18 protein-coding genes and 1 tRNA gene are annotated in these 18970 nt (G+C 48.8%); 16 read left to right on the forward strand and 3 right to left on the reverse strand.

The window, feature by feature from the left end; all coding sequences use genetic code 11:
- Positions 1 to 696 precede the first annotated feature (696 nt).
- Entirely contained in the window at positions 697 to 2547 is a 1851-nt protein-coding gene (locus ACQY33_RS06365; RefSeq protein ID WP_428075048.1) for an ABC-F family ATP-binding cassette domain-containing protein, read from the forward strand.
- A gap of 21 nt (positions 2548 to 2568) precedes the next feature.
- Positions 2569 to 4086 (forward strand): DEAD/DEAH box helicase, encoded by a 1518-nt coding sequence (locus ACQY33_RS06370; RefSeq protein ID WP_428075050.1) that lies wholly within the window; start codon positions 2569 to 2571, stop codon positions 4084 to 4086.
- A gap of 110 nt (positions 4087 to 4196) precedes the next feature.
- Here the strand turns inward: ACQY33_RS06370 and ACQY33_RS06375 are convergent, their stop codons facing one another.
- The gene (locus tag ACQY33_RS06375; protein ID WP_428075052.1) at positions 4197 to 4685 is read right to left on the reverse strand and encodes a type IV pilin protein; all 489 of its coding nucleotides are present in this window, start codon (positions 4683 to 4685) and stop codon (positions 4197 to 4199) included.
- A gap of 139 nt (positions 4686 to 4824) precedes the next feature.
- Here ACQY33_RS06375 and ACQY33_RS06380 point away from each other — a divergent pair, with 139 nt between their 5' ends.
- The 13 genes from ACQY33_RS06380 to ACQY33_RS06440 all read left to right on the forward strand — a co-directional run bounded on the left by ACQY33_RS06380 (position 4825) and on the right by ACQY33_RS06440 (position 16389).
- Positions 4825 to 5298 (forward strand): type IV pilin protein, encoded by a 474-nt coding sequence (locus tag ACQY33_RS06380; RefSeq protein ID WP_428075054.1) that lies wholly within the window; start codon positions 4825 to 4827, stop codon positions 5296 to 5298.
- A gap of 494 nt (positions 5299 to 5792) precedes the next feature.
- Positions 5793 to 7340 carry an L-aspartate oxidase gene (locus ACQY33_RS06385; RefSeq protein WP_428075056.1) on the forward strand — a complete coding sequence of 516 codons (1548 nt, stop codon included), beginning with the start codon at positions 5793 to 5795 and terminating at the stop codon, positions 7338 to 7340.
- 104 nt (positions 7341 to 7444) lie between these two features.
- Positions 7445 to 7915, forward strand: a complete 471-nt coding sequence (gene smpB / locus ACQY33_RS06390) for an SsrA-binding protein SmpB (protein WP_428075058.1) — start codon at positions 7445 to 7447, stop codon at positions 7913 to 7915.
- A gap of 88 nt (positions 7916 to 8003) precedes the next feature.
- Positions 8004 to 8086 (forward strand) — tRNA-Leu (locus tag ACQY33_RS06395).
- A gap of 24 nt (positions 8087 to 8110) precedes the next feature.
- A complete protein-coding gene (locus ACQY33_RS06400; RefSeq protein WP_428075060.1) occupies positions 8111 to 8917 on the forward strand; it encodes a cell division protein FtsQ/DivIB in 807 nt (268 codons plus the stop codon).
- 28 nt (positions 8918 to 8945) lie between these two features.
- Positions 8946 to 10196 carry a cell division protein FtsA gene (gene ftsA, locus ACQY33_RS06405; RefSeq protein ID WP_428075062.1) on the forward strand — a complete coding sequence of 417 codons (1251 nt, stop codon included), beginning with the start codon at positions 8946 to 8948 and terminating at the stop codon, positions 10194 to 10196.
- A gap of 11 nt (positions 10197 to 10207) precedes the next feature.
- Positions 10208 to 11356, forward strand: a complete 1149-nt coding sequence (ftsZ, locus tag ACQY33_RS06410; RefSeq protein WP_428075064.1) for a cell division protein FtsZ — start codon at positions 10208 to 10210, stop codon at positions 11354 to 11356.
- A gap of 19 nt (positions 11357 to 11375) precedes the next feature.
- A complete protein-coding gene (locus ACQY33_RS06415) occupies positions 11376 to 12470 on the forward strand; it encodes a type IV pilus twitching motility protein PilT (RefSeq protein WP_428075066.1) in 1095 nt (364 codons plus the stop codon).
- A gap of 2 nt (positions 12471 to 12472) precedes the next feature.
- Positions 12473 to 13153 carry a (d)CMP kinase gene (gene cmk / locus ACQY33_RS06420; RefSeq protein ID WP_428075068.1) on the forward strand — a complete coding sequence of 227 codons (681 nt, stop codon included), beginning with the start codon at positions 12473 to 12475 and terminating at the stop codon, positions 13151 to 13153.
- The gene (locus tag ACQY33_RS06425; protein ID WP_428075070.1) at positions 13143 to 13736 is read left to right on the forward strand and encodes a lysophospholipid acyltransferase family protein; all 594 of its coding nucleotides are present in this window, start codon (positions 13143 to 13145) and stop codon (positions 13734 to 13736) included. Before cmk ends, ACQY33_RS06425 begins: the two co-directional genes overlap by 11 nt.
- A gap of 49 nt (positions 13737 to 13785) precedes the next feature.
- Positions 13786 to 14979 carry a S1 RNA-binding domain-containing protein gene (locus tag ACQY33_RS06430; RefSeq protein ID WP_428075072.1) on the forward strand — a complete coding sequence of 398 codons (1194 nt, stop codon included), beginning with the start codon at positions 13786 to 13788 and terminating at the stop codon, positions 14977 to 14979.
- 67 nt (positions 14980 to 15046) lie between these two features.
- Entirely contained in the window at positions 15047 to 15640 is a 594-nt protein-coding gene (locus ACQY33_RS06435; protein WP_428075074.1) for an epoxyqueuosine reductase QueH, read from the forward strand.
- Positions 15625 to 16389, forward strand: coding sequence for a hypothetical protein (locus tag ACQY33_RS06440; protein ID WP_428075075.1), 765 nt, complete (start codon positions 15625 to 15627; stop codon positions 16387 to 16389). The genes ACQY33_RS06435 and ACQY33_RS06440 overlap by 16 nt, the downstream gene beginning before the upstream one ends.
- A gap of 96 nt (positions 16390 to 16485) precedes the next feature.
- Here the strand turns inward: ACQY33_RS06440 and ACQY33_RS06445 are convergent, their stop codons facing one another.
- Together ACQY33_RS06445 and ACQY33_RS06450 are read right to left on the reverse strand one after the other, a co-directional pair.
- Positions 16486 to 17199: an ankyrin repeat domain-containing protein gene (locus ACQY33_RS06445; protein ID WP_428075077.1), complete on the reverse strand. Its 714-nt coding sequence runs from the start codon at positions 17197 to 17199 to the stop codon at positions 16486 to 16488.
- Complete coding sequence (locus ACQY33_RS06450; RefSeq protein WP_428075079.1) at positions 17196 to 18302, reverse strand: Gfo/Idh/MocA family protein; 1107 nt, start codon at positions 18300 to 18302, stop codon at positions 17196 to 17198. Before ACQY33_RS06450 ends, ACQY33_RS06445 begins: the two co-directional genes overlap by 4 nt.
- Before the next feature lie 156 nt (positions 18303 to 18458).
- Between ACQY33_RS06450 and ACQY33_RS06455 the strand changes: the two genes are divergently transcribed.
- Positions 18459 to 18926: a type IV pilin protein gene (locus ACQY33_RS06455; protein WP_428075081.1), complete on the forward strand. Its 468-nt coding sequence runs from the start codon at positions 18459 to 18461 to the stop codon at positions 18924 to 18926.
- Positions 18927 to 18970 lie beyond the last annotated feature (44 nt).

Consider the following 18970-nt stretch of genomic DNA (forward strand, 5'->3'; position numbering starts at 1 on the left):
AGAAAAATGCCCAGATGGAACTTATCGCAGACGGACTTGCAATACGGCTACTTGCAAGTGGGGAGCTTGGGATAAAGAATGTTCCGCCCAGGACTGTTCCAATGCCGCCTACAAAGCCAGCCATAAAGCGGAATGTTGTCCCACAGCGCCCAGTACGGATAGCACGTGCTGGACTTGCGGTAAACCTACTTTTGAATGGGTTTCCACTTCTAATAGGGGTACGCGTGTAACGTCCTTGAATTTTTCAGCTAACTCTTCGCCGCAAGCTTGCCGCAACAAAACGCTTTCTTCTTGTCCGTCTAGCGTTTCATCTGGAAACCAAATTTGTAGAAATGCTTCAGCTGGCGCGAATTGTGATGGCTATCAGGGTACATATTGTCCGAAATCCTTGTCTTATTCTTACACTCAAGGCGGAAATGGCAATTGGATTTCGCATCTTCCTGGAATTTCACCAGCTGAAGTTATCCCTTCGTGTTCCGGCACTTGTTGCGCTTGCATTTCGTATGTGAGCAACGGAGTAATTTGTCAGGAGAAGAAAGCAACCTGTGTTAAGAACGGTTGGTAAATTCACGAGACCTCCTTGCTCTAGCTAACGCAAAGAGGAAACGGCCTCCCCAAAAGGGAGGCCGTTCTCGTTTATAGCGCCGGGCGTGCCGCCCACACCCCTTATAATTTAGTAAAATATATATACTACGTATGATAGACATAAAAAACCTTTCCTTCCATTTCGGCGTCCGCGCTTTGTTTGAAGACACTTCCGTAATGATACAAGACGGGCAAAAAGTGGGCCTGGTAGGTCAAAACGGATGCGGAAAAAGTACCCTTTTTAAGCTGATTATGGGGGCATTCTCCCCCGATGGCGGAAAGATAGACATTACCCGCGGCACCCAAATAGTAACCGTAGCGCAGGACATTGCGGACCCTTCCCAACAACTTCTCCCTTTTGTATTGGCGGCCGATAAAGAACTGACCGCCCTGGAAAAAGAATCCCAAAACCCTTCCATTACGGGGGAACGCCTGGCCGAAGTATTTGAGCGTATGGAAAATTTAGGCGCGCACAGCGCCACCGCGCGTGCCAGCGCCATTTTAAGCGGGCTGGGGTTTGTGAACGAAGATTTTAACCGCCCTTTAAAAGAGTTTTCCGGCGGGTGGCAGGTGCGCGCCTGTTTGGCCGCCACTTTGTATGCCCCCAGCACTTGTTTGCTGTTAGACGAGCCCACCAACCACCTGGATTTGGAAACTTCCGTTTGGCTGGAAAACTATTTAAGCCGTTTGGATAAAACCATTTTCATCATCAGCCATGACCGGCATATTTTAAACCTGCTGTGTGATAAAATTATCCACGTGGAAGACGCCAAACTAAAGCTCTATAACGGCAATTATGACCAGTTTGAGCGCACCCGCGCCGCCGCCATAGAAGGCGCGCGTTTAGCCGCCGCCAAGCATGAGCGCGTGGTGGCGCATTTGCAGTCTTTTGTGGATCGTTTCCGCTATAAAGCCACCAAGGCCAAGCAGGCCCAAAGCCGTATTAAGATGATTGAAAAAATGGGGAAAATCCCGCCCATACCCAAAGACCCGGAAGTTCATTTTCAGTTTCCGTCTCCCACCCGGCTTACCCAGTCTTTAATTTCCATAGAAAACGGGGTAGCGGGTTATGATGAGAAGCCTGTTTTAAGCAACTTAAATTTGCGTATTGAGCAGGACGACCGCATCGCCCTTTTGGGGGCCAACGGGAACGGTAAATCCACTCTGGCAAAGGTGCTTTCCCACCGGTTGTTACTCATGAGCGGGCGCATGACGACGGCAAAAAAAATGAAAATCGCCTATTTCTCCCAGCACCAAACGGAAGAATTGGACGTGGACAAAACCCCCTTTGAGCAACTGGCCGAAGTGATGCCCGGCGCCAGTGAAACGCAAATCCGCGCGCAACTGGGGGCATTTGGGTTAAATAAAGCCAAGTCCGATACGGAAATTGGCAAACTGTCCGGGGGGGAGAAATCCCGCCTGCTTTTGGCGCTTATTACCAAAGACGCCCCTCACTTGCTTATTTTGGACGAACCCACCAACCACCTGGATATACAATCCCGCCAGGCGCTGTTGGAAGCCCTGAACGAATATGAAGGCGCCGTGGTGCTTATCACGCACGATTTGCACGTCATAGAACTGGCGTGTGATACTTTGTGGATTGTGCGCGGCGGCACCTGCCAAAACTTTACCGGTGATTTGGAAGACTACAAAAACCAACTGCTTAACGGCAATAAAGGGGCCAATGGCGCCAGTGATAAAATATCCGGCAAAGAACGCCAGCGCAAAGACGCGGCCAAACGCCGCGCGGAAGCGGCCCCGCTTAAAAAACAAATACGGGAATTGGATAAAGTGATAGAAAAATTATCCGCCCGCAAAGCCCAGCTGGAACAACAGTTAGTGGCGCAGTACTCGGCAGACGGCAGCATAGAGCTTGCCCTGCTGACGGACGAACTAAATAAACGTGAGGAGGAATGGCTTTCTTTAAACGAACAATGCCAAGCCCTCCTGCACGCAGATTAATATATAAAGGATATTTACAGAATGAAAGACTTTCGCATCTTGCCCGAGTTTTTGCAAAAAGCGTTGCACCGCTTGGGCATTACCACGCCTACGCCCATACAGGCGCAGGCCATTGAGCCCGCCCTCAACGGGCGCGACGTGCTGGGCACCGCCCAAACGGGTACCGGTAAAACTTTCGCGTTTTTACTGCCTATTTTAACCCGTATGGAAAAAGAAGAGGGGGGCAGCGCGCTGGTGCTTTCCCCCACGCGGGAATTGGCCCAGCAAACCTATGAAGCTTTGCGTGATTTGGTGGAAAAAGACCCCCGCTTTACAGCGGTGTTGGTTATCGGCGGGGATAATATAGACCGCCAAATAACCAAATTGGCCAAGCGCCCGCGCTTTATTATCGCCACGCCCGGCCGCGTGATTGACCACATGAAACGCAAAACCATTGATTTAAGCGACGTGCGCTATTTTGTGCTGGACGAGACGGACCGCATGCTGGATATGGGCTTTCGGGACGATATCCAAACCATCGCCTATATCCTGCCCGAAAACGGCAAACAAACCCTGCTCTTTTCCGCCACGATGCCCAAAGAAATTACTTCTTTGGCGGCCCAATATTTAAAGGACCCGGTGCGCGTGCAGATAGGGTCTGTTACGTCCACGGTGGATTTGGTCAGCCAGGAAATTATCTGCTTGGGCGTGCGGGAAAAACTGCCCCAGCTTATTCACGAATTAAAAACCCGCAAAGGATCTATTTTGGTTTTTGTGCGCACCAAACACGGGGCGGACCGCTTGGCTAAACAGCTTAAAATGTATGGCATTAAAGCCAACGCCCTGCATGGGGATTTGCGCCAAAACCGCCGCCAGCAGGTAATGGACTCTTTCCGGGACGGCATGCTGCCCGTCTTGGTGGCTACGGACGTAGCCGCCCGCGGGATTGACGTGCCCCACATTGGACATGTAATTAATTATGATTTGCCCCAATGCCCGGAAGACTACATCCACCGCATTGGCCGTACGGGCCGTGCGGGGTCCGTCGGGTGCGCCGTATCTTTTATAGCCGGAGACGAAGACAAATGGCGTGAAATCAGCGAAGTGGCCCAATTTTCCACCCCCGTTAGACTGGTGGAAAAAACCATAGACCCGCTTCCTACTCCCAAATTTGTGGCGCAGGAGGAGGGGCGCGGGCGTTCGCGCGGGCGTTTATCCGGCGGGCACCGCCGGGAGGAAGAACGGGCCGAAGCCCCTTCCCGCCAGGAAAATTACAAACCGCGCGTTATTTTGGCTACGGATACCTTGGTGGTTCCTTCCGCCAAAAAGAAAACCCCGCATAAACCGCGCCGCCAGCAGCCGCAGCCGGGGCGTTCTTCCCAAACGGAAAACCGTTTTGGCGGGCATCATGTTACGCGGGTAGGGGCTTCCAAGCGCGCGCTTAAAAAACAGCGTGAACTGGCCGCCCGGAACACAGGCAATGAAAAGCCCAAGAAGGGGTTAAAAAGTTTTGTTAAAAAAGCGTTTTCAAAACTGTTTGCCCGCAAAAAGAAAAAGTAATGTGTCAAGATAAAAACCCCGGCAAGATGCCGGGGTTTTAGTTTTTTTTAAGGGAAGCCATATATAAAAATACCCCGCCTAAAAGCGGGGTATTCTCGTAATATAGCAATTTAATTAATAACGTATTCACCGTTTTTCATGGTACATCCGCCGCTGGCGGTTTCCAAACACATGGACTCACACAGCCACGTGGTTTTTGCGTCCGCGGAGCAGGTAATTTGCCCGCCTATGCCGTTTAAATTCGGGTAATACGCTTTGAAAGAATAGGTGTTGCTTCCGGCTGTTTTTTGAACGGTTATTGCGTCTGTTCCCATAGAATAATTATAGCGGCCGAAGGAAAAAGTAGAAGAATCTTTTGAACTGGCGTCAAAAAAGTCTATATCCAGCTGGTTTAAAGTGGTAGGCGCGGTACGGTTTGGGCTGGCGGCTTTAGCGCGCAGGGCGGAATCCTGCAAAGTTTTTACGTTGGACAACGCCTCCATGGCTTCCGCACGCACCACAGAACGCTTATACTGGGGCAGCGCCACGGAAACCAGCATGCCGATAATCAGTACCACGGCTAGCATCTCAATCAAAGTAAACCCTGAATGGTTTCTCATAGAAAATCTCCTTTGTAAATCTTTGTATAGTATATCGGTTTTTTGGGGAATATTCAATAACCCGGCCATCAAAAAGCATTGCTTGAAAGTAGGCTAAAAAAGAGTATAATTAACTATATATTCTAGGAAAGGGGTTTTTATGAAAAAAGGTTTTACATTGGCTGAACTTATGGCAGTGGTGGTAATTTTGGCCATTATTGCTTCTATCGGGCTGGGCGGTTATAAACGCACGGTGGAAAGAGCTAAATTTGCGGAAGGGTTAAACATGGGCCATCAAATTGCCCAAGCTTTGGCGCGTGCGGATTATGAACGGCATGGTACTTGCGGCAGCTTTGATACGCCGTGGACGCAGCTGGATATTGACACCAGCAGTTCCGCCAGCGGTTCGCAGATGGGAACCAATTCCGTTAATTTGGAAGGCCGCTTTAATATCACCCGCAGCGGTTCTAGCATTGTGGTAAGACGCATAGGCGGGGAAAGTTACCAAATTAATATTCCTATAGACTGCGGGGTAGGCAATGCCATACTTAAAGACTCCTGCACCGGCAATACGGATTTTTGCATCAGCGCCGGTTATTCCAACTGCAGCGGAAGTTCTTGTACTAAGCCGTAGTCTTGCCTAATTTTAACAACCGGCCTTTTGCGGGGCCGGTTTTTTTATGCCAAAAATAAACGCGGCTTTCGGGCCGCGTTTCAAGTAATGTTTCAAATTGTTTTCGGCTGTTTTAGACAGGGGAAGAAAGATCTTCTCACCTGTCCGCCGGGGGTATCTGGCCGGCTTCAAACTGCTTACTTTTCAACGATTCTTTGGATTAGTTGTGGCGGGAGGTGATGTAGTTGGCGCCGCTTACGTTTTCGCCCACTTTCACCAACGCTTTGGCTACAGCTTCCAAGATGTTGTTCATTCTTTTCATTTTCTTGTTTCTCCTATTTTTCCTTTTTAAAAATCGTTCTGCGTCTTTTCAGGCACAGGAGAATTTTCTTACATAAAAATTATATCAAATTTTATATGCATTTGTAAAAAGGGGGTATATATAATAATAAAATAAAAATAAAAAAGCAAGTCATTTTTCTGTTGCGGGATTTTAATTTATATATAATATATGTATGAAAACAATAACAACGGATTGTTTAGTTATAGGCGCCGGTGTGGCGGGCTGTGTATATGCGCACCAGGCCGCCAAAAAAGGCCTGCGTACCATTATGCTGTGCTGCGGTCCTTTATCTGACGCAAACAGTGATTTGGCCCAGGGCGGTATTGTGTACGAACCCAACTTGGTTATGCAGGATTTGCTGGAAGACGTACAAATGGCTACCGCCCATTTATGTAATGATGAAGCCGTCCGCACGCTTTCCACAGCCGGCTGCCAAGCGGTTAAAGAGATTTTTTTAAAAGAAGCCCCCGCCAATTTTGACCGGGACGAAAAAGGCAACCTTTGCTTTACGCGTGAGGGCGCGCACCGCAAGAACCGCATTATTTATTCCAAAGACACCACCGGGCACGCTTTGCTTACGGCCATTCAAAAAGCGGTAACGCAAAACCCGCTTATTACCATTAAAGAATATACTTCCGCCATTGATTTATTAACCTTATCCCACTCTTCCACCAATATTTTGGACCGTTACCACCCGCTTACCGTGTTTGGCGCTTACGTGCTGGATAACCAAAGCGGCGAGGTATACGCCATCGTGGCCAAGAAAACCGTTTTGGCCACCGGCGGGATAGGGCAGGTGTACCGCCATACCACCAATTCCACCCATGCGTATGGGCATGGCGTGGCGATGGCGTACCGTGTGGGGGCGCGCGTGATGAATATGGAATTTGTGCAATTTCACCCCACGGTATTTGCCAAAGGCAAAAACTTTTTAATTTCTGAGGCGCTCCGCGGGGAGGGCGCTGTTCTGCGTAACGTAAACGGGGAAGCGTTCATGCCCCGTTATCATGAACTCAAAGACTTGGCCCCGCGTGACATCGTGGCCCGCGCCATAGAGGAAGAACGGCTAAAAACTTCGCACGACTGTGTGTATTTGGATATTTCGCATGAACCGGCGGAGTTTACCAAAAACCGCTTCCCGGCCATTTACAAAAAATGTTTGGAAGGCGGGGTGGATTTAACTAAAGAACCTATTCCCGTGGTTCCGGCCGCCCACTATTTTTGCGGGGGGGTTTACGCTACGCCCCAAGGCCGCACCAATATTTTAAATTTAAACGCCATTGGGGAAACGGCCTGCACGGGCTACCACGGCGCTAACCGTTTGGCCAGCACCTCTTTATTGGAGGCGGTGGGCATGGGTTACTTGTGCGCGCAGGAAGACGCCAAGGACATCGCTTCTCAAACGTTCTGTTTACCCCAGCCTAAGGAATGGGTCATCCCGCGGGAAACACCGGATATTAACCTGGTAAAGCAAGATTTGGCCACCCTTAAAAGCACCATGTGGAATTACGTGGGGTTGATGCGCAGCCGCACCCATTTAAGCCGTGCGGAAAAAATATTGCGCCACTTGCATAATGAAATTGACTCTTTCTATAAAGGCAATTCATTGTGCCAGGAATTGCTGGACTTGCGTAACGGCGTGCAGACGGCCTTGTTAATTACCTACGCGGCGTTAAAAAACCCGCAGTCTATCGGCTGTCATTATGTAACGGATAAATAGCCGTTGTATTTTGCGTAAGGCCCCCGGTTTTCGGGGGTCTTTTTGTTTCCGTTTTCAAGCGCCGTAAGCAGTTTTGCCGTCTTAAAATTTGCTATGATATAACCATGCCAAGCAAGCAATCTGTTTTAGTGGTATGCACCAACCGCAAAGCGTTTCACGAGTTTTTTATTGAAGAAACTTTTGAAGCCGGGCTGGAGCTTTTAGGGGCGGAGGTAAAGTCTATCCGCCAGAAAGAGCTTAGCCTGGAGGGGGCTTTTGTGCGTGTGGAAAACGGACAAGCGTATGTATACAATATGCACGTTAAGCCGTATAAATTTAACTCGCTTACCGAGCCTGACCCCACCCGCCCGCGCCGCCTGTTGTTAAACAAAAAAGAAATACGCAAACTGGCGTCCAAGGCGGAGGTAAAAGGTTACGCTTTGGTTCCGCTGGAAGTATATTTTAAAAACGGTTGGGCCAAAGTAAAACTGGCCTTGGCTAAAGGGAAACATTTATTTGATAAGCGTGAATCCATCAAGAAGCGGGATTTAAACCGTGAAATGGAACAAAATTTTAAAAATAAAATCCGTTTCTAACCCGTGGCTGTATTTTGGCGCGATGCTTTAGGCTTAATAAAATAAAGTGGCAAGAATTTGAAAAATTTTCTATAATATGTTTTGTGATGGGCGGGTGGCGGAATGGCAGACGCGCACGGCTCAGGACCGTGTGGACGAAAGTCCTTAAGGGTTCAACTCCCTTTCCGCCCATTTTTTCTTTTTGGTTTTAAGCACATGAAAAAGTATGATTATTATCGGCCGTCATCTTTTGTAAGTAAAAGAACTCCCCGGCGGCGCGGTAAGGGCTTAAAACGTTTTTCTATTATCTTATTTTCCCTTTTTATTTTGGCGGCGGTTTGCGTAGGCTTAAGCAAAAGCTATAAAGCGTATGCCTCGTCTGATTTATCTAACTGGCAACCCAAAAAGGTAGAGGTTCGCGGGGCGGAAGGCGCTTTATATAAAGAGCTGCAGTCTTTGGGTAAAAGCAAACTAAATAAACCCTTTACGGCTAAACAGGCGGCGGATTTACAGGAACAGCTGGTAAAAAAATACCCTATGCTGCGTGAGGTAAACGTAAGCCGCGGTTTATTTTCCGACGCGTTAAAGATACATGTTGAGAGGCGTTCCCCGGTGGCAAAATTTGTTTTGCCGGGCGGAACCGTGCGTTACATAGATAACGACAGCACCGTGTATGCCGATAATTCCGCCGTGTTGGAAAACCCGGTTCCGTTTGTGGAGCTGGAAGGCAAAGTGCCGGAGAAATTATCCGGTGAGTTTGTGGAACTGGTACAAAACACGTTGCGGTTGGAAAAAGAACTTTCTTTCGCTTTTTTGCGTTTTAATTTAACAAAAGACGCCGTTTCTATGCATATGCCTGACGGGACCGTAATAGAATTTGGCCCGGCCCGCCAGCTGAAAGAAAAGTCCCGCCGGGCGGCTCAAATTATAGATTGGTGCCGCCGCAATGAGAAAGGACCTCAAAAAATGGATTTCCGTTTTTTTGAAAACGGCCAAGTTTTTTTAACACAGATTGACCAATAAGTTTTATAATGGATTTAGGGGTTGTTTTATGGCTAAAACAAATATCATTGCAGGTTTAGATATAGGCAGCGGCAAAATGACGTGTATCGCCGCCGCGCAGGATTACGAAACCGGAACTTTACAGGTACTGGCGGGGCGCAGCGTTCCCTGCAAGGGCTTGCGCGGGGGGGTGGTGTTGGATATACGTGAAACTTCCGCCGCCGTGCAGCACGTGCTGGGCAGTATAGAGCGTGAATTGAACCAAGATGTTTCCACCCTAGTGGTGGGCGTGCGCGGTTCTCACTTGGAGTCTTTTTCCAACCACGGTACGTACAATATTTCCCGCTTAGACAAGGAAATTACCCAGGCGGATATGGCTCTGGCCATAGAGAACGCCAAAGCCATGCCCATTAAGAATGATAACGAAATCATCAACGTAATCCCCCAAGGTTTTGCCATAGACAAACAAAAAGGTATTTCCAACCCGGAAGGGATGGAAGGTTCTTTATTGGAAGTGGACGTGCATATTACCACGGGTTCTTCCACGCATTTGAACAATTTAGCCAAAGCCATACAGCGCCCCGGTTACCGCATAGATAATATCGTTTACGGTTTGGTTCCGCTGGGGGATGCCGTGCTGACCCAAGAAGAAAAGGAACTGGGCGCCATGGTGATAGATTTGGGCGGGGAAACCATGTCCGTGGGTATTTATATTGACGGCATTTTAAAATTTTCCCGTGATATTCCTTACGGGTGTGATTTAATTACCCGGGATCTTTCCTGCGGGCTTCGCACCAGCCGCCAAAACGCGCAGGACATTAAAGAAAAATACGGCGTTTCTTTCCCCACGTCTTTGGATGAAGACGGCGAAATCCCCGTTCCTTCTTTAGACGGGCGCACCATACACAATATTAAAAAGAGTTTTATTTTGGATATTATCCAGCCCCGCACGGAAGAATTGTTTGAGTACATCCGCCGCTGTGTGGAACAGTCCGGTTATAAGGACTTTCCTATGTTGGGCGTGCTGACGGGCGGGGGCAGCTTGCTGCCCGGCGTAACGGACCACTGCATTAATATTTTAGGAATGAAGGAAGTCCGGTTGGGCGGAGTGCAGCGTGATTTATTAACTTCTGACGAAGAATTTTTTGAGCCTAAATATTCTACTGCCATGGCGCTGGCGCTGTATACGTGCCAGGGAGGCGGGGTGGAAGATTATTCCCGGGAAGGTTTTGATAAAGACGCTTCTTTCTTTGGGAAAATAGGCAAAGCGTTTAAAAACTTCAACTTGTTTGGCGGTTGAAGGAGGCTTTTATGAAGAATTTATTTATGCCGGCCGATTTATTTGAAACCAAAAAAGCCAAAATAAAAGTAATTGGCGTTGGGGGCGGCGGCGGCAACGCAATTAACCACATGGTGGAAAGCGGCTTAAAAGACGTGGATTTTATTGCCGTTAATACGGACGCGCAAGACCTGCGCCGCAACAAGGCCCCTTATTTGGTGCAAGTGGGCGAAAAAATCACCAAAGGCTTAGGCGTTGGGGGAGACCCGGAACGTGGCAAGCTGGCGGCGGAAGAATCCGAAGAAAAATTAAAACTTATTATCGGCCAGTGTGATTTGCTGTTTATCACGGCCGGTATGGGCGGCGGCACGGGTACGGGCGTGGCGCCGTATTTGGCTAAACTGGCCAAAGATTTATATGGCGACGATTTATTGGTAGTGGGCGTGGTTACCCGTCCGTTTAATTTTGAAGGTTACGTGCGTGAAAGGCAGGCTGACGAAGGCATTAAGGAAATGCAAAAGTATGTGGATTCCATGATTATTGTGCCTAATGAAAAACTGTTTGCCAACATAGACCCGGAAACTTCTTCCCGCGACGCGTTTAAAATGGTGGATGAAGTGCTTTTGCAGGCGGTGCAGGGAATATCGGAAGTGATTACCAAACCGGGCGAAGTAAATATAGATTTTAACGATATACGCAAAGTGATGTGCCGCTCCCAAAAATCGCTTATCGGCATAGGGGAAGCCAGCGGGCCCGGCCGCCATTTACAGGCGGTAAAAAAGGCCATTTCTTCCCCGTTGTTGGAAAATGCCGATATCCGCGGCGCAAAAGGTTTTATTGTCCACTTTTTGGCGGAAGAGGACTTGACCTTGCTGGAGCAAGGGGAAGTGATGAATTTAATCCGCCAGTATGCCAGTAACGATTCCATCGTAATGTTTGGCCATTCGTATGATTCCACGCTGAACGGCGTATTTAAAGTAACGGTGATTGCCACCGGTTTCAGCGCGGAAAAAGCCAATTTGTATAATGTCCGCCGTCCATTGCCGGACATGGCGGCAGGCGCTAAACGCAATGCTTTGCAGGAAACTGTTTTGGCGGGGTTTGACGAGCCTAAACCCGCCGCGCCGGAAGACGATATGCTCATCCCGGCGTTTTTAAGAAGAAAAAAGGGCCGGAAATAATAACCCGGAGGGATATTCTATGGCAGTAGGATTACAGAGTTTGCTTAGAACGGTAGTGGATAACCGCGCCAGCGGTTTGCATATTCGCGGAAATTCCAACGCTTTTGTGCGTTTGAACGGTCAGATTAAACCCATTGACGACAGCTTTATCCCCAACGATGAAGCCAAAAAAATGGCCTATGCCTGTATGGGTGACCGCGAACGCAAAATTTTTGAGCAGTATAGTTCCGTAGACTTTTCTTTAGACGCCAAATCCTACGGGCGTTTTCGTTTTAACGTGTTTCGCCAAATGGGCAAAATTTGTATGGCTATACGCCACATCCCTCTTAAAATCCCTACCTTTGAAGAATTCCACCTTCCGGGAGACGTACTTAAAAAAATGGCTGAAAACCGCCGCGGTTTAATTTTGGTGACGGGTATGACCGGTTCCGGTAAAACCTCCACCTTAGCCGCCATGGTGGATTATATCAACCAAACCCGTACCGGCCATATCTTAACAGTGGAAGACCCCGTAGAATTTATTCATACGGAAAACCGCTGCATCATCAGCCAGTTAGAGCTGGGGGTGGATACGCCTTCTTATACCAGCGCTTTGCGCGCGGCCATGCGTCAGGACCCGGATGTCGTGTTAATCGGTGAATTGCGCGACGGAGAGGTAATGAAAGCCGCCATCGGCGCGGCGGAAACCGGGCAGCTGGTATTGGGTACCATGCACACGGTAAACGTTACGCAGACGCTTTCCCGTTTAACGGACGCTTTCCCGGTGGAACAGCACGCCCAAGTGCGTTTGCAGCTGTCTGAATTAATCCGCGGTATTGTTTGCCAGCGTTTGCTGCCTACTATAAAACCCGGTATGCGCCCCGCGCTGGAAATTATGGTTTCCACGCCTCAAATCCGCAAGCTGATTATGGAAAATAAACCCAGCGACATCCAAAAACAAATGCAAAATGGCGCTTTCTACGGGATGCAAACCTTTGACCAAGCTTTGGCTAAACTTTATCAAGAAGGGGCTATTGATATGGAAACGGCCACTTCCGCGGCCACTTCTCCGGACGCTATCATGTTGGCTATCCGCGGCGTAACGGACAGCTTAGCCGTAGCGGGTGAGAATTAATCATGCGCGAGAAAGGTTTATTAATAGCGATAGACGGCACGGCCGGCACGGGGAAATCTTCTGTCGGCCTGGCCGTTGCGGCTAAATTAGGATACGGTTTTTTAAGCACGGGGGAAATGTACCGTGCGCTTGCCTATAAAGTGTTTGAAAAAGGGGTGGATCCTTCCTCCCACGATGAGGTGCTGGCTTTGGCACAAAATTTAAAATTCACGTTTGAACGCCAGCCTTCCAGCGCGTTAAAAATGCTGGTGGACGGGGAATTTTTGGGCTCCAAATTGCACTTAGAAGAAGTGGGCAATGTTGCCAGCAAAGTTTCCACCAATAAAGAGGCGCGCGCGGTGCTGACCCAGCGCCAGCGCGAAGTGGGCCAGGAAGGCGGAGTAGTGATGGAAGGGCGCGATATTGGCACCGTGGTTTTCCCGGATGCCGAGTTAAAATTTTATTTAGACGCTTCCGCCGAAGAACGCGCCAACCGCCGCGTAAAACAACTGCAAGAAGCCGGCAAACCCGCTGAATACGAGGCCATTTTGGCTTCTATTAAAGAGCGGGACTGGCGTGACAGCCACCGCGCCGTGGCCCCGCTGAAACCGGCCGAAGACGCCGTGGTGGTGGACACTTCCCGCTTAAGCATGCAGCAAGTGATAGACTTTGTGACGGAGAAGATTTCCCAGTATGCTTCTTAATTTGGTAAAATTATTAGCAAGGATCTTTTTTAAAACCTGTTATGACTTTAAGGTAGAGGGGTTGGAAAACATCCCCAAAACCGGGGCCCTCATTATAGCGGGCAACCACCTTTCCAACGCGGATCCGCCGGCAATCGGCTCGTTCGCGGGGTTGGTGCGTGATTCCCGCTTCGTTGCCAAAAAAGAGTTATTTGCCGTGCCGGGGCTGGGGTGGTTTTTCCGCCGCAGCGGCTATATCCCGGTGGACCGTACCCGCACAATCGGCGATTTTGGTGCCTTAAAAGAAGTGGTGCGCGCGTTGGAGAAAGGGCAAAGTATTGTAATGTTTCCGGAAGGAACCCGCTCTAAAGACGGCAAACCCCGCAAACCGAAAAGCGGCATAGGCTACTTGGTGTATCATACCCAGGCGCCGGTGCTGCCTGTAAAGGTGGAGGGCACTTTTGGTTGGCCGTGGGTGCGCCGCATACGGGTGAAATTTGGCACGGTAATGCACTTGCGGCAGGACCCTGCCCAAGAACCCAAAGAGCAGTACAAACGTTTTGCAAACGAAATAATGGACGCAATTATATCAATTAATATCTAACGGAGGATTACGCAGTCCGCACCATGCGACGGACTGTAAATAAGGACTTATGACTACAAACGAAGAAATTAAAACCACGGAAGAAACAATTAACGAACAAGAAATGACGATGGACCAGTTAATTGCGCAGCAAGAGTCTTTATCGGAGAAACTGAACAAACGGGAAATTGTAGAAGTAACCGTTGTGCAGGTAACGCAGGATAATATTTTAGTGGATACCGGAACCAAAAAAGAAGGGGCTATCCCCGTGTCTGATTTTGAAGGAAAAACTTTGCCGGCCGCCGGCGATAAGGTTTCCGCAGTACTCGTTAAAAAAGGTTCTGATGAAAGACCCGCTATTTTATCTCACAAAAAAGCGTTGGAATATTTAGGCTGGGATGTATGCAAAAAAGCCTATGAAGCCAAAGAACGCGTAAAAGGCGTTATTTTGCAAACGGTGAAAGGGGGATACATTGTGGAAGTTTTTGGCGTAAGCGGATTTATGCCGCTTTCTTTGTCTGAGCTTCACACCGCCTATAAACATTACCTGCCCGTGGGCGCTAAAATTAAAGCCCAGATTGTAGAGTTTTCTAAAGAAAAACAGAAACTGATTGTTTCCCGCAAACAAGTGTTGGAAGAGGACGAAGCCGTCCGCCGCACCCAGGTATTAAGCGAAATTAAAGAAGGTGATGTTTTGCGCGTAGTGGTGGCTAAAGTGGATAAGGATAAATTATTCCTTCGCTTCCACGGCATTGAAGGCATTGTTACGTTGGAAAACGTTGCCTGGAAAGACGCTGAAACCGCCATTGCCAATTTCCGCCGCGGCCAGCGCTTGAAAGCCAAATTAATCCACTTGGACAAAGAAACCCCCAAATTGGAATTTGGTTTGAAACAATTATTCCTCAACCCGGCCGACGCTTTGAAACGCCGCTATCCGTACAAGAGCTCTGTGAAAGCCACGGTAACCAAGGTGTCTGAAGAAGGGGTGGAATGCACCATCGGCAAAAACAATACCAAAGGTTTCATCAGCCCGTTTGAAATGGGGCGTGATTTTACCGCCAAAGAAGGCGATACCATCACTACTTTGGTAGTGGGCGTCAACCCGGAAACTTTTACGGTAAACCTTTCCGTCAAGAAATATGACCAGGTTCAAAACCGCAAAGTGGTTGCCCAGTATCTAAAACAGGCTCCTCGCCCTACGCTGGGCCAGCTCTTGCAAGATTCTTTCAAAACGCAGGAAGAAGATACCAAAGACGCCGAATAGTTAGATATGATTGACTAAACCCGCCGGGCGTAAATACCGGCGGGTTTTTATTTTGTACACTGTAAATATGCCAAACGCTAAAAAATTATTGTTGCTTTCTTGCTGCGCTCCCTGTTCCGGGGGGGTGCTTTCCCGCGCGGCGGCCTTAGGGTTGGACGTAACCCTCTTATTTTATAATCCCAATATTTATCCGCTTAGCGAATATGAAAAACGCCGGGACGAGCAAAAGCGCGCCTGTGCGCATTTTGGCATTCATTTTGTGGAACTGCCTTACGAACCCCAGGAATGGGAACGTTTGGTCACCGGGTTGGAGAACGAGCCTGAACGCGGCAAACGCTGCAGCGTGTGTTTTTTTATGCGCCTTAAAAAGGCGGCGCAATACGCCAAGGAACATGGTTTTGAGGAAATATCTTCCGTACTGGGGGTATCTCGCTATAAAGATATGGAGCAGGTAAACGCGGCCGCCCGCGCGGCTTGCGCGCAGGAAGGGGTGGTTTATAACGAAACCAACTGGCGCCGCAACGGTTTAGAGGAAGCCCGCCGCGCGGTATGGAAAGAGCTGAATTTTTATTCCCAGCAATACTGTGGCTGCCGGTTTAGTTTGCAGGCCGCTCAAAACCGTGGTAAAAAAGAGAAAGAAGATGTATGTTTCAAAAAATAAAAGCATTATTTCGGGACTTTTTTTCATTTATTGACGCTTCCCGCCAAAGCCCATTAGCTTTTAAGTGGACTTGGGTATCTTTGTTGGGGGTTATTTTGGCTTCTTGGCTGTTATTTTTGTGGCGTGATGTTTGGCCCCTGACCCTTTTGTTTGATAACGTTTTTGTTTATTTTCCCATTTATTTAGTGCATGAGTTTTCCCACCGTATTGCCTGGGGGCTTACCCACAGCCAAACCATCAGCTTGTGGGCTGGGCCTATGGCCGAAGCGCTGTTGCCCGCGGTGTTGTTGTGGCTGTGCTGGCGCATACCGGGGGGGAGGTGGCCTTCCGTGTTGGTATGGTATTATTGGGCGGGGTGTTGGTATTCCACCGCGCGTTATTGCGCGGACGCGCGCGCGATGAACTTGCATTTGACGTCTTCCGACATGGTCAGCTCCTCCGGGCCGGGAACGCCGGGGGATTGGTATTATATGTTAAAACCCCTCGGCCTGCTGGAATGGGATAGCCTTTTTGCCAGCCTGTTTTATTTTGCGGCGGCGGCGTGCATGGTGCTGGCCTTTTATTGTCTGTGGTATTATTGGGAGCATTTGAACGACTTTATGCGCCAGGATTTAAAGCCGGACCCTTGGCGCCAAGCGGCGGTGCCGCCCGCTTCCACCGTGCGTATAACAGCGCAGGATTACGAGCGGGACCCGTTTACCGGCCGTTCCAGCGGCAACCTGTGGGACCGGTTGTCCGGCAAAAAATAAATGTTTTAAAATCTGATTTGAGCATAACTGTGTGGAAGATAAAAAACCTACCTTAAAACGGTAGGTTTTTTATCGGCAATTAGCATAAGAGAGTTGTTATTTTTTAACCGCTTTTTGTAACAGGGCGGCTATTTTTTTACTCTCTTTATCCGTGCGGGTTTTTAGCAGTTTTAGCAGTTTTTTGTAATTCTTGGTTTGGGTATCGGCCCCGTATTCCAACAATAGGGCTACCAATTCCGGGTTTTTTTGGTAAGAGGCGGCAAAAAATAATGCGTCCAACCCGTTTTGGGTAGAGAGGTTTGGGTCCGCCCCGCGTTTTAACAGATAGGTTACCAAATCCAGCCGTTGTTTTTCGGTAGGGAATTTTTGCGTAACCGCCATAATAAGCGGGGTGGCGCCGGTATCGGTGGGTATGTTGGGGTTGGCGCCGCGGAAAACAAGCAGTTTGGCGGCTTCGGCCCGTCCGTCGCGCACGGCTACAAAAAGGGGCGTCCAGCCGTGCGGGGTTTGGCGGTCAATGGAAAGGCCCTCGTCTAAAAATAAATTGATAATATCTTCATTCCCGCCCGAAGCCGCCGCGTGCAAGGCGGTAAAATCCGCCCCGGCGTATTGGCGTTCCTCGTCTTCAAACAGCAGGGTGTAATCCAGGGGGGCTCCGTCTTCCAAGTCATTTTTAACGGCAATTAAATCCCCGGCGTAAGCGTCCGCAATTAAAGTGGCGGCCAGTTGTTCTTGGCGTTGTTGGCGGTAACTCCACGCCAAGGCGCATACCAACAATATAATAATGCATATAGTTATTTTTTTGTTCATAGTGTAATTTCCCTATTTTCTTGGGCGGATTGGTACATAGCGTCCAGCAATTTTTGCACATATAACCCGTCTTGCAAAGAAGGGGTCGCGGGGCGGTTTTCGCTCACGGCGTGCAGAAATTCATACAAACAATCCGCATGGGCGCGTATCCAGCCCATGGGGTGGCGCGCGGGGGGAAAGTCCGTCCCGGCGGGGTATTTCTGTACGGTTTCTATTTTTTTGTAGCCGGGGTGCGGGTCTTGCGCGTCATAAAAGTACAGCCAGTTGGGGTCCATAAAATCCAGCTTTAAGGCGCCCTTTTCCCCATGAATTTCTATGTATAAATCCGTATTGGTTCCGGTAGCCAGTTTGTTAGCTTCGGCTGTGCCCACTGCGCCATTGGATAAAGTGATGATAGAGTAGGAGGCGTCGTCCGTATCCACGGGGACGGGCCTTCCGGTTTCGTCCGGCCGGGTGGCGTAGGCGGTTTGGTTTTTGGTGTAAACGCTGGCCACGGGGCCTGCCAACCAAGTAAGCATGTCCATTACATGCGCGCCCAAATCATACAACACCCCTCCGCCCGCCGTTTGGCGGCTGTTGCGCCAGCGCATGGGTTTTTGCGCGTCCACGTTGGAAGGCATAATCATATGCGCGCGGAAAGATAAAATACGGCCCAGGCGTTCTTGTGTCATAAATTCTTTAGCCAGTTTGGCGGCTGGAGTAAAACGGTTGTTAAAAACGGTTTGCGTGGTCACGCTGTTTAAGTTAGGGTGTGCCAAAATGCGGGCGGTTTCCTGCGGGCCGCAGGCTACGGGCTTTTCGCAATAGATATGTTTTTTGGCGTCTAAGGCTTTTAAAATAGCTTCCGTATGCAGGGCGTTGGGGGTGCAGATGTCTATAACGTCTATATCGGGAAGGGATAAAATTTCGTCTAAATCATGTGCGGCATGGGCAAAGCCGTAGCGCTCTTTGGCGGCCAAGGCGTTTTGGTAACGGCTGGCGCACACGGCAGCCAGGCGAACCTGAAAATCAGGCTCATAAAATAAAGGGATGGTTTGATATCCATAGGTGTGGGTTTTACCCATAAACCCAAAACCGATAACAGCCACATTAATTGTTTTCATGCGTCCTCCTATTGGGGTTATTCTAGCAAAAAGAGGGGGGAGGCGGTAGCGTATATAATAGTGGAGCTTGCACATAATATACAGGGGCTTGTTTTGTTTTTTTTTTTTGATAAATTTGATTAGAAATCAAATTTAGTCAAAAAAAAGGGGTTTAATATGAAAAACAAGAATACAAGCCATATAAGCGGGTTTACGCTTGTAGAACTTTTAGTAGTAGTACTCATTATTGGTATATTGGCGGCTATTGCCGTGCCGCAGTATCAGCTGGCGGTGGATAAGGCCGAGTGGGCTTCCTTAACCCCTTCTATGAAAGCCATTATGGACGCCCAACAGCTTTATTACATGGCCAATGGTTCCTATGCAACGGATTTAGACGATTTAGATATAGAACCCACGTTAAAAGGAATTTATCGTCCTTATGTTTCGCTTCAGTCATATCAAATGTTTTTTGAGCCGCGCAGCGCCCAGACCTATCAATATCGCTTGGATTATAAAAGCCAAACTATTTATTGCTGTGCCTTTCTCTCAAATGCTCGTTTTGTGCGGTTGTGCCAAGCCGTTAGCGGCTTGTCGGCCCCAGAAAAAACAATTGCTTTTTATGATTACTATCCGGTTAAAAATTAATATTATTTAACCATTTAATATAAAACCCCCGGTTGGTATTCCAA

The sequence above is a fragment of the Candidatus Avelusimicrobium aviculae genome (assembly GCF_949292495.1).
Lineage (GTDB): Bacteria > Elusimicrobiota > Elusimicrobia > Elusimicrobiales > Elusimicrobiaceae > Avelusimicrobium > Avelusimicrobium aviculae.